This is a genomic window from uncultured Pseudoalteromonas sp., from assembly GCF_963922945.1.
Classification (GTDB): Bacteria; Pseudomonadota; Gammaproteobacteria; order Enterobacterales; family Alteromonadaceae; genus Pseudoalteromonas.
Genome location: NZ_CAWUKC010000019.1, coordinates 38076 through 50021, shown reverse-complemented (window position 1 = coordinate 50021; position 11946 = coordinate 38076). Strand labels below are relative to the sequence as shown.

The window sequence follows — 11946 nt, the reverse complement described above, 5'->3', positions numbered from 1 at the left end:
ACTAACTGTTGACGCGTTTTTGCTGTATAATTTGCGGCCCTTGATAAATGTGGCCGCAGGTTATACAGCATGAATTTTAAATCTTTTAGTTTTTCCCCTGAACTTATTCAGGCGTTAGACGAACTTAATTACCACACCCTAACGCCCATTCAGCGTTCAGCAATTCCAGCTGTTCGTAAAGGTAAAGACGTTTTAGCAAGTGCCCAAACAGGCACGGGTAAAACGGCAGCGTTTGCTTTACCTATCATTCAAAAATTAACTGAATCTGAGCTAAACACTAGCAATGCGCCTCACGCATTAGTACTTGCGCCAACGCGTGAGCTTGCAGAGCAAATAGCTAATAACTTTAAAGCTTATGCAAAATATACCGCTTTAAAAGTAGTGAGCTTGTTTGGTGGTGTTAATACCGCAGGCCAAGCAAATTCATTAAAAGATGGTGTAGATGTTGTTGTTGCAACGCCTGGGCGTTTACTTGATCATATTCGTTTAGGTAATGTAAGCCTAGCAAGCGTTAAACACTTAGTGCTTGATGAAGCTGACCGTATGCTTGATATGGGCTTTATTAATGATATGCAAAGTGTGATTAAAAGTTGTGACGAGCAGCGCCAAATTTTACTTTTCTCAGCTACGTTCCCAGCGGCTATTAAGCAGTTTGCGGCAAAAGTATTAAAACAGCCTGAAATTGTACGTGTTGATCAAACAAACAGCACGGCAAGCACGGTAAAACACGTTGTGTACCCGGTTGAAGAGCGCCGTAAGCAAGAGCTTTTGTCTGAGCTGATTGGTAAAAAGAACTGGCAGCAGGTGCTTGTGTTTGTAAACATGAAAGAAACAGCGGATGAGCTGGTTAAAGAGCTTAACCTTGATGGTATATCTGCCACTGTTTGTCATGGTGATAAATCGCAAGGTAACCGCCGACGCGCACTTCGTGAGTTTAAAGAAGGTAAAGTCCGTGTTTTAGTGGCGACTGAGGTTGCTGCACGTGGTATTGATATTGAAGGTTTACCACGTGTAATAAACATTGATTTACCTTGGCTTGCTGAAGATTACGTTCACCGCATCGGCCGTACAGGCCGAGCAGGTAGTCAAGGCCAAGCGATTTCGTTTGTAAGCCGTGAAGAAGAAAGCACTTTATTCGAAATAGAGTCGTTAATTGGCCAAAAAATTAAGCGTGTTTATTTAGAAGGTTATGAAGTAAGTAGCCGCGATGTGCTGATTGATAAAATTGGCAAAAAGCCAGCGCACTTACGTCGTAGTCGAACTAATAAGCCATCAGGCCAGGCAACTGGCGAAGCGCGTGCAGTTAACCGTTCACGTATTTCCAATGTGCGTAAAAGCTTAAAAGGCGCCAAGCTTACCCTTAAAAAGTAAGCTAAAACGCGAATTTTAATTAAAAAAAACCTGAGTTTACTCAGGTTTTTTTGTATTTAATGAAAGTGTTTTATCAATTATTTCAGCATATGTATACGCAGCTTGCTCTTGGTTTATGTTAGCAATAACAGATAACCCAACCGGTAAGTTACTTACCTTGCCCATAGGGAGTGTTATATGAGTGCTGCCTGCTATTGCGGGCAAAGAGCTGCTGCTGCCTTTAAAATTATCACCGTTAATGAGGTCGGTTTTCCACGCTGGTGATAGTGTTGGTGCAATAACGATATCTATATCATTATTTTTATATAAATTAGTAATTGCTGATTTAGCCAGTGCACGGTAGCGTGTTTTAACACGCTGGTATTTATCTTTATTTGTTAAATCAATTGCCTGTGACTGAGTAAGTATATCCTGTCCGAAGTAGGGCATTTCTGTTTCTTTATTTTGATTATTAAAGTTAATGAGTGCCTCTAAGCTTTTAGTTTTTACTTCTTTTGGTGTGTTAGATAAGTAATGGTTTATTTCAGCTTTAAAATCGTAAAGTAAAATGTAGTATTCATCCGCGAATAAAGTATCTAGATTGTCGGTTACTTCTATTTTAGTAACGGTATGTCCTGCTTGTTTAAGCGCATTTAATTTCTTTTTATAAAGTTGCTGAGTTTGAATGGTAAATTTATCACTTGGTAGCGCACCAATTTTAAGTGTTGATTTAGCCGTTAACTGTTTTGAATTTAAAACAAACTCATGTGTTGATACATCTTTTTTATCTTCGCCTTGTAATACTGCAAGCACCAGTAGCGCATCTTTTAGGGTATGAGCCATAGGCCCAACAGTGTCTTGGCTGCTTGAAAGGGGAATAACTCCATTGCGTGATACTTGGCCCATGCTTGGTTTTATAGCATATACACCGTTAACTGATGCGGGGCAGGTGATAGAGCCATCGGTTTCTGTACCCAGTGCAATTGGTGCAAAGTTAAGTGCTACGGCCACTGCAGAGCCAGCACTAGAGCCACACGGGTTTCTAGTTTTATCGTGAGCATTATGTGTTTGTCCACCTACTGCGCTCCACCCAGAAGAAGAGTACGAAGACCGAAAATTGGCCCATTCACTTAAGTTTGCTTTACCTAAAATAATAGCACCTGCTTCTCGTAGTTTTTTAACTACAAAAGCATCTTTATTAGTAATATTGTTTTTTAAAGCCAAAGAGCCCGCAGTAGTTGGTAATTTACCTTTGGTCTCTATGTTATCTTTAAGTAGAACGGGTATACCGTGAAGTGGCCCGGCCCATTTAGAATTTGCATAGAGTAAATCTAGCGCTTTAGCCTGTTCAATAGCTGAGGGATCGATATTAATCACAGCGTTATAGTGTGGGTTGAGTTTTTCTATTCGGTTTATATAAGCTTGTGTAACGTGTTGTGCATTTGTCGTTTTGTTTTTATAGGCTGCGTGAATTTGCTCTATAGTTTTTAAATTATTTGCTTTAGCACTAAATATGCAAAGCACACAAATTAAAGAAATAATGGTTGTTTTGGTCATTCTATTAAGCCGCTAATTGTTATTTATTATACATTTAGCACAAAAAAGCCTCACAAAGTGAGGCTTTCGGTAAATAACTTGAAAATCGGATTAAGCGTTTTCAATCATCGAAAGTGCAACGGCTTCAGCCGCTTTAATACCGTCAATACCTGCCGACAATATCCCACCTGCGTAGCCTGCGCCTTCACCCGCTGGGTATAAACCTTTGGTATTGATACTTTGGAAACTTTTATCGCGCTTTATACTAATAGGTGACGATGTACGGGTTTCTACACCCGTTAATAAACCATCGTTAGTTGAAAAGCCACGAATTTGCTTATTAAAGGCTGGAATAGCTTCGCGTATTGCATCAATTGCAAATTGCGGAAGTGCCTTAGATAAATCGGTGAGCTTTATGCCTGGTGTGAACGACGGTTGTACATCACCTAAATTGCCCGATGCTTTTCCTTTTAAAAAATCGCCAATTAATTGTGCTGGTGCATCATAGTTGCTACCACCTAATGCATAGGCTTGTTCTTCTAGTTTACGCTGCAAGTCAATGCCAGCTAGCGGGTGACCAGGGAAGTCTTTTTCTGGAGTAATACCCACTACAATAGCGCTATTTGCATTGCGTTCACTACGCGAATATTGGCTCATACCGTTTGTTACTACGCGGCCTTCTTCTGAAGTGGCGGCGACAACTGTACCTCCGGGACACATACAAAAGCTGTAAACAGTGCGACCGTTATCACAGTGGTGAACAAGCTTATAATCAGCAGAGCCGAGAATGGGATTACCGGCGTTAGGCCCAAAGCGACACTCATCAATCATCGATTGCCTGTGCTCGATTCTAAAGCCCACTGAAAACGGTTTAGCTTCTACATAAATGCCTTTATCGTGAATCATTTTAAAGGTGTCACGGGCGCTATGCCCCACTGCAAGTACTACATGGCGGGTATTTAGCTTTTCACCATTTGACAGTGTTAAGCCGGTTACTTGTCCATCATCTATATGAATGTCGTCTACGCGGGTACTAAAGCGGATTTCGCCACCCAATTGAATAATACGCGCGCGCATTTTTTCAATCATGGTAACCAGTTTAAACGTCCCAATGTGTGGTTTACTTACATATAAAATTTCACTTGGTGCGCCAGCTTCTACAAATTCGGTGATAACTTTTCGGCCGTAATGCTTTGGGTCTTTTACTTGGCTGTATAGTTTACCGTCTGAAAATGTACCTGCACCCCCTTCGCCAAACTGCACGTTAGACTCTGTATTAAGGGTACGTTTTCGCCAAAAACCAAAGGTGTCTTTGGTACGTTCACGCACTTCTTTACCGCGCTCTAAGATAATTGGCTTAAACCCCATTTGAGCCAGTACTAAACCTGCAAATAATCCACATGGTCCAAAACCTATTACAACAGGGCGCTCGGTAAGATTAACGGGGGCTTGTGCAACAAATTTATATGAGGTGTCTGGGGCAGGTTTTACGTGCTGATCTTTTGCAAATGCGTTTAACAGCACCTCTTCGTTATCTACTTCAATATCGAGAGTGTAAATAAGCATAATAGCCGTTTTTTTACGGGCATCGTACCCACGTTTGAACACATTGTAGCTGTGTAATTGCTCAGGCTGTATTTTTAGTTTATCGACTATGGCTTGGCCAATCGCATCTTCGTTGTGATCAAGCGGCAGCTTTATCTCAGTTAAACGTATCATTATTATCTCTTTTAGGTGTCTTAGCGGTAATGGTATCCGCTCACAATAAGCAGTGTAGGGCACGCAATGGCTATACATTAAGGGCGGGTATATTACGTTAAATTGCTCACATATGGCACATATTTATTGTGTTTTTAATAAGGTTGGGTATGATCCGCGCTCTAAATATTTAACTACTAGGTTTAAACAATTATGGCGTTTGTGGTCACCGAAAACTGTATTAAATGTAAATACACAGATTGTGTGGCAGTATGCCCTGCAGATGCCTTTTACGAAGGCCCTAATTTTTTAGCTATAAGCCCAATAGACTGTATAGATTGTGGATTATGTGTACCTGAGTGCCCAGCTGAAGCAATCTTTCAAGAAGATGAGCTACCTGAAGATCAAAAAGAATTTACAGAGCTTAATGCAGAGCTTGCATTAGTGTGGCCACGTATTGTTGAGGTAAAGCCTGCCCCAAATGATGCAGATAAATGGAACGGCGTTGCCAATAAACTTGAGTTAATTGAAACCTAACATTTAAATTAAGCCTTTAATATTAATTAGTTAAAAAAACCACTGTTTTTAGTATCAAGATATTAACAAATGTATCAACTTAAATTACACTGCGTGAATTAATTTACCTTTTTAAGGTAAGTGTTTTCTAAATGGATGTTTATGCAGTATTTAATAACTATAAAAAAACACTTCAGTGTTTTATTTACACTCTTATTTTCACTTTCGTATACAACTTCTATCGTGGCCGCTGATAAAACGCAGTATGCGTTATCACATATTAATACCGATATTACTGTTGATGGCGTATTGGATGAACCACATTGGCAAAATGCCACATTCGTTTCTTTAGCCTTTCAAGATGAGCCTAACGAAAAAGGCACCCCACCAGTTAAAACCGATGCTTATATGTATGAAGATGGGAGAAATTTATATGTTGCCTTTATTGCTGAAGATCCTAAGCCGAGTGAAATAACGGCTTCACTACGTGACAGGGATACGCTTTGGCAAGATGACACGGTCATTTTAATTATTGATACTTTTAACGATGAACGCTCAGCTTACGAGTTTTATGTAAACCCCCTTGGTGCACAAGGGGATACCCGAATGAGTGATACTGACGGCTGGCAGTCGGACCCCTCGTGGGATGCAATATGGGATAGTGCAGGTAAAATTACCGACCAAGGGTATGTGGTTGAAATGCGCATACCTTTTAAAGCACTTAGATTTCCTGAAAATAAAACAGATTTAACATGGGGCTTTGCCCTTATGCGAAATTACCAACGTGATGTACTTTACCAGCTTTCAAATATGGGGTTTGATCGCGATATAAAATGTAGCTTGTGCCAGTTTGATAAATTAAAGGGGTTTAAAAATTTAAAAGCCAGTAAAAACTTACAACTGACTCCCACACTGACAGCACTTAGACATGATTCGAAATCAAGCTTGCCAGGGCAGTGGGATAATGGCGATATAGACACCGAAGCGGGTCTAGATTTACGTTGGGGAGTCACGCAAGATGCGGTGGTTAATGCCACTATAAACCCCGACTTTTCGCAAATAGAGAGTGATGCATTAGAGCTTGATGTAAACACCACTTACTCGATTTATTACGCTGAAAAAAGGCCATTTTTTTTAGATGGTGCATCCTACTTTAAAAGCAGCTTGTTTGAACTATTATATACCCGCACCATTGCAGAGCCTGAAATAGGGGCTAAATTAACAGGTAAAACTGGGCAGCACAGCTATGCGTTTATGTATGTTGATGACAATAATAGCACTATATTACTGCCTACAAACCAAGGCTCTGGCTTTGCTATTTTAGAAGATAAAACCCATTCAGCGGCGGCGCGTTATCAATATGATATTGGCCAACAAGGTACAATAGGCTTAATTACGACGCACCGCGAAAACGATGAGTATCACAATACAGTACTTTCTGTTGATGGTAGTTATTGGTTCAATCAATCAGATCTGCTGACCTACCAAGTGGCTACAACAGATTCTAAAAACTCTGATTTTTTAACAAGTAACTATAATTTATCAAAAAATCAATCTGATGAGGCGTATGCTATTGAGTTCACAAGAGATAAGCGTGACTACAATTTATTTGCTAGCTACGAAAGCATAGGTAAAGACTATCGTACTGACTTAGGTTACCAAGAGAAAGTAGATTACGAGAATGTAGGCTTTGGAGGCGGGCAAACTTGGTATGCAAATAAGTCTGGTCTATTAACGTCATGGTCCTATGAAGCTGATTGGGACAAAACATGGGCTCAAAATGGTGATTTACTTGAAGAAGAATATCAAGGGTTTATATCATTAAAAGGGCAAAAACAGTCCATTTTTGAAATCGGATTAGTGCATCGTTATGAAAATTACAACGATACTTTTTATAATCAAAATATTGGTTTTGTTTATACCGGATTTAAACCTAAAAATAATATATGGCTATCGTTTTATGGTGAGTATGGCAGCCGTATAGATTACGCAAATGAGCAAATTGGTGATTCGTATGCTACACAAACGCAATTCACTTGGGATATAAACGATCATTGGCAAGTGGATGCTAAGCATAACTACAGCGTTTTAGACAACCCGGGTGGTGAACGAGTTTATACCGCTAACTTATTAGACTTTAGGCTCTATTATAAATTCAGCATGCGCGCTATGCTTAAGTTAATATTACAATTTGAAGATATTGATAGAAATAAAGATACCTATTTTTACCAAGTAAGCCGTATTAATAAAGACTACGGTAGCCAATTGGTTTACTCATACAAAATTAATGCACAAACATTATTTTACTTAGGGTATTCAGATAAAAGTTATCAAGATGACTTCCTAAAACACGTTGAAAGAGAGCAGCGGACATTTTTTACAAAAGTGAGTTACGCATGGCAGCTATAAGTTGAAAATCTATATGGTGTAACTTAACAAAGTGGTTTATTTTTATTCATCGCACCCTATAATAAGCTAATTATTAAGCATAAAAACTGATTGTCTGTGAGCTTAGTTCTATTTTTTCAATACATTAGTACTGCGTATCAGCTTGCCTAGCACTAAAAATAGGCGATACAATCGACTTTTAGTAACGGGTATATAGGATGGGTAACTTAGATGGATTTTTTTGATGAATAAATTTAAACCCGTAGGCAGCATTTTTTTTGTTTTTTTATTGTTTTGTTTCTGTTTAAACATCGAACTAACAAATCAAATAAACCGCATTAATTTATTTAACTCTGACATAGATTTACGTCATTTTGATATTGTAGATACAACGCTCGAAATGGCGCCTTGGTATAACCCTTTATTAAACGGGCATTATTTAATACATCAACCCTCTGCCGATTTTTTATTAGTTAAAACGACCGACACCGAATTTGTGGCTGCAAACGCAACAAAACTTATTTTAATGACCTTAACCTCGCCAATAAACTTTATATTGGTATGCATGGCATTATTTGTTGGCTTTACAATTATTCGTAAAGAGCGTAGAAAAATATCTTATCAGCAACAAATTGCACAGCTAAATAACAATGCTAATCAATTGCTTGTTGCCTTTAACTTACAGCCCCTACAACACAACCTATCAGGGCTTGGTAATTTAAGCCAATCAATAAACACATTAAATACCCATGTCGCTAATTATTTAAAGCAAACACAAACCAGTATCTGCCAAGATAAGCTTACCTTATTGATTGATCGCCATGCTTATATTGAGCATATTGATAAACACATTAATTTTACTGACGAAGAGCAGCTTAAGTGTGCGTTATTATTTATTGACTTAGATGGCTTTAAGCAAGTTAATGACTCGTTTGGTCACAGCTTTGGTGATGAAATTTTGGTGCAGGTTGCTACGCGCCTAGCCAATGTATTACGCCATCATAAGCTAAGTAATATAAATGGCGCTAATCAGTTAGAACAAAATTTATCACGCTTAGGTGGTGATGAGTTTTCTATTTTTATTGAATCCGTTGCTAATGATAATAACGTGATTGATATTGCCAAGCATGTCCTCAGTGAACTTGAAAAGGACTTTGTACTAGGCAATAAAATAGTAAAAATTAGTGCAAGCATTGGTATAGCGGCCTACCCAGAGAGCGCATCGACACCACAGGCATTATTGCAACTAGCCGATGTAGCTATGTACCGTGCCAAAAGCGACGGTAAAGGTATTTTCAAAGTGTACTCGCCAGAAATGGGTAATAAGATGCGCCGCTACCATTATTTACTAGAAGAGTTGCGTTTAGCGGTCGCGTGTAAAGACTTTTACTTGTCTTTTCAACCTATTGTTCATGTACAAGATTGCATGATAGATTATTTTGAGGCATTGATCCGTTGGGAGCATCCTATAGAGGGGATGATTTCACCGGTGGAGTTTATACCTATTGCCGAAGAGTCTAACCTTATTTTAGAACTTGGCGATTGGATCATGCATGAGTCGTGTCGGCAAATGGCGGCATGGCATAATGCGGGTATGCGCAAAGTAAAAATTTCAGTCAATGTATCAGGCGTACAATTAAAGCACCGCTCAGTGTACGATTGGATAATGAAAAACCTTAAAAACACAGGCCTTCCATCACATTCTTTAATGCTAGAAATAACGGAATCTACGTTTATTCATGCCAGTAAAAGTATGATAGATGAGCTTGAGCGTCTTCGTGACGAAGGTGTGACAATAGCAATAGATGATTTTGGTACCGGCTTTAGTTCGCTAAGTACTTTAGCAGACTTACCTATTGATGTAATAAAAATAGATCGCTCGTTTATTTCTCAAGCCGATAAAAGTCCCAAATACAATGATATTCTTAATACCATTAGCGAACTGGGTCAAAAATTAGGACTAAAAATAGTGGCTGAGGGCGTAGAAGAAATTGAGCAATTTGAACTTGTAAAACGCATGGGAGTGAGCTCTGTGCAGGGTTACTTAGTCAGCCGTCCAGAATCTTCTATTAATGTTGGTAATAAAGTACTGCGTAAAAATACCGCTAATTTATCTGCAGCGGGGACCAGTGCCTGGGAAATAGAAGGTTAAAACTGTTTGATAGGTAATCAAAAGCTTTTGCGTAGTTTAGACTACTCAATAGTTACACTACCGATAAGCGATTTACGTTCGTATTCAATGGCGCAGCAATTTGTCGACGAAATATCAAACTTTGTAATGTGTTTAGCCAAAAAAATTTTTTAAGCGTGCAGCCTTAAAATTCAGTTAAAAAAATGCCACTTTTTAAAGTGGCATTTTTGTTTGTAGAATCTAACAACTACAATTTTACAAGTCGAATGTGCGTGATATAGCAAGCACAATACGCTCATCAGCGTAATCATAATCTAAGCTAGTATCTTCAGCGGCAACCTCAATACCAAAGCCTTCGTAGCTAGTTTGATACGCTAAGCGGTAATGTTTGTATGATTTCTTTTGGTTAACATCCCATGCCCACTTTTCACCATCAAGTGAGTTAGAAATATCAAAACTTGCACGAATTGCATGATTTGGAGCAATCTCAAAGGTGTGCGCAATCATTGAAATTACATGCCCTGCACCTGTACCAAAGTAATCCCAGCTGTACCAAAAATTAAGCTCTGTTTGGCCATATTCACTTGCGTAACCAAATTTTGTGTAGGCTTCTGCGTAGTTACCATCGCTGTTGTTACCTTGGTATGTGTAATAGGCAATACCGTAATCAGCACTAATTTGCTCATTAAGTTGCACGTACTTGCCTAGGTAAGCGTCAAGCTCAAAGTCAGTATCATCACCAAAGTCTACATTAGATGCCCACACACCCGCGTATACACCGCTGTCGAAGGCGTAATCAAGGCTTGCTTGAATGGCTGGATCGCTATCAGTTTGTGTTACACCATTAAACGTGTAGTCAGATGCTGCTGTTATCGTTGTAGACCAATTAGCTGCGGCTGTTGTTGATAACAGCGCAAAGGGTATTACAGCTACAAGTTGTTTTAGTTTGTTATTCATTGTTGATGTTCCTAGTGTACAGTTTCTATTTTTGTATAATCGATTTTGTTTGCTTTTGGTGAGCTGTCTATATCGTTGACGGTTTTAAACTTGCTATAGCCAATAAATGCGGCACAGCTAAAAAACAAGCCAATTACTAACGCACCAACCCATTGAATTTGCAAAAATTCTAGCTTAAACAATAGCGTTAATAACGAAAGTGCAACAATGTTCAGCAGCATATAGTTCATCTTACCTAAACGTTTAACCGTTAGGTTAAGGTTATCTGTGTATAAACGTATTAGTGAATCAAGCGAGTTAATAACAAACACAATACCAACAAATACCATGGCAAAGTTTTTAATGCCTGCTGTAGAAATACCCATCTCGTGGTAGTGATACAGTACGCTAAACCAAATCGCGATTGGTATAGATGGGAATATAAGCATTGCAGCTAATACTTGATACGTTTTAAGTCCACCTACAAAGCGTGCTGTAAATTGGCCAATCATAATACTCCACGCAAACCACCAAAATAGATAAAATTCATGGTAGTCATTAAGTGGTAAAACAAATTCATTAATATTGGCAAAATAAGTGCCAATGGCGGCTAGATTATTTGTAAATGCTGATATTTCGCTTTCGCCAAATATAAATGCAGCAGCCCACATGAATGCAATAAGACCAATGAACAACCACGTTGTTGAGATACTTAAAAAACGTACGTATTTAATATCTGTACTAGAATAAACAGCAAAACAGATCGCAGCAAATACGATAAAGTAAAAAGTAGGTATAACGCTTGAGCCATCTCCAAGCTCAGGCAAGTACCAGGGTAGGTTAGAAAGTAGTAGGTAAGCGGTAAAAGCACATGTACCAATAATAACAACGTTATTTATAAACTTGACCCATGTAATTTCGAAAAATTTAACTTTGGGCTCTATTACACAGAAATAAAAGCACGTAAGAAAATAAAATCCCCAGATCAAGAATCCCCAATAGCCAAACTCAATAGCCAGCGGGTTTGCAAACGCGTATTCTGGGCTTGCTTTTATGTCTGCATAACCTGCAAATTCAGTTAATGGAAACATAATTAGGCCAACGTCTAGGCCTGAGGTAAATAAGATAGCAATAAAGGTAAATGTTCTCACTGGTGTCACGCCTACTACGCGTACGTTACCCCACTTGAATAAGATGGTAATAACAGCAAGTAGCGTAAATATAATGCCAGCACTAAGCCATATAGTCATTATCGCCCTCCCAAAATGAATAAAAGTAACTCATAAGTTCTCCGTTTTTTGTTTTATTTCTTGCACAAACACGGCGTAACCAATTTACGCTGTGAGCCACTGCAAGTTATACGTGCTTAACACAGTGTTAAGCACGCTATG

The 11946-nt window shown here is 38.8% G+C and carries 8 protein-coding genes; 4 read left to right on the top strand and 4 right to left on the bottom strand.

The annotated features are described in order from the left end of the window. Window positions 1–69 precede the first annotated feature (69 nt). Window positions 70–1371, top strand: coding sequence for a DEAD/DEAH box helicase (locus AABI99_RS06460; protein WP_338364606.1), 1302 nt, complete (start codon window positions 70–72; stop codon window positions 1369–1371). A 36-nt stretch (window positions 1372–1407) separates the two neighbouring features. Here the strand turns inward: AABI99_RS06460 and AABI99_RS06455 are convergent, their stop codons facing one another. Next, window positions 1408–2907 carry an amidase family protein gene (locus AABI99_RS06455; RefSeq protein WP_338364604.1) on the bottom strand — a complete coding sequence of 500 codons (1500 nt, stop codon included), beginning with the start codon at window positions 2905–2907 and terminating at the stop codon, window positions 1408–1410. Window positions 2908–2997: 90 nt separating this feature from the next. Further along, a complete protein-coding gene (locus AABI99_RS06450; RefSeq protein ID WP_338364602.1) occupies window positions 2998–4605 on the bottom strand; it encodes an NAD(P)/FAD-dependent oxidoreductase in 1608 nt (535 codons plus the stop codon). Window positions 4606–4797: 192 nt separating this feature from the next. Here AABI99_RS06450 and fdxA point away from each other — a divergent pair, with 192 nt between their 5' ends. The 3 genes from fdxA to AABI99_RS06435 all read left to right on the top strand — a co-directional run bounded on the left by fdxA (window position 4798) and on the right by AABI99_RS06435 (window position 9640). After that, on the top strand, window positions 4798–5121 hold the full coding sequence (fdxA, locus tag AABI99_RS06445) for a ferredoxin FdxA (RefSeq protein WP_338364598.1): 324 nt from the start codon (window positions 4798–4800) through the stop codon (window positions 5119–5121). Window positions 5122–5262: 141 nt separating this feature from the next. Then, complete coding sequence (locus AABI99_RS06440) at window positions 5263–7509, top strand: DUF5916 domain-containing protein (RefSeq protein ID WP_338364595.1); 2247 nt, start codon at window positions 5263–5265, stop codon at window positions 7507–7509. 223 nt (window positions 7510–7732) lie between these two features. Next, complete coding sequence (locus AABI99_RS06435) at window positions 7733–9640, top strand: bifunctional diguanylate cyclase/phosphodiesterase (RefSeq protein WP_338364593.1); 1908 nt, start codon at window positions 7733–7735, stop codon at window positions 9638–9640. Window positions 9641–9874: 234 nt separating this feature from the next. Here AABI99_RS06435 and AABI99_RS06430 read toward each other — a convergent pair whose 3' ends face one another. Both AABI99_RS06430 and AABI99_RS06425 read right to left on the bottom strand, forming a co-directional pair. Continuing rightward, complete coding sequence (locus AABI99_RS06430; protein WP_338364591.1) at window positions 9875–10576, bottom strand: TorF family putative porin; 702 nt, start codon at window positions 10574–10576, stop codon at window positions 9875–9877. Between the two features lie 11 nt (window positions 10577–10587). After that, window positions 10588–11805 (bottom strand): BCCT family transporter, encoded by a 1218-nt coding sequence (locus tag AABI99_RS06425; RefSeq protein WP_338364589.1) that lies wholly within the window; start codon window positions 11803–11805, stop codon window positions 10588–10590. Window positions 11806–11946: the final 141 nt, after the last annotated feature.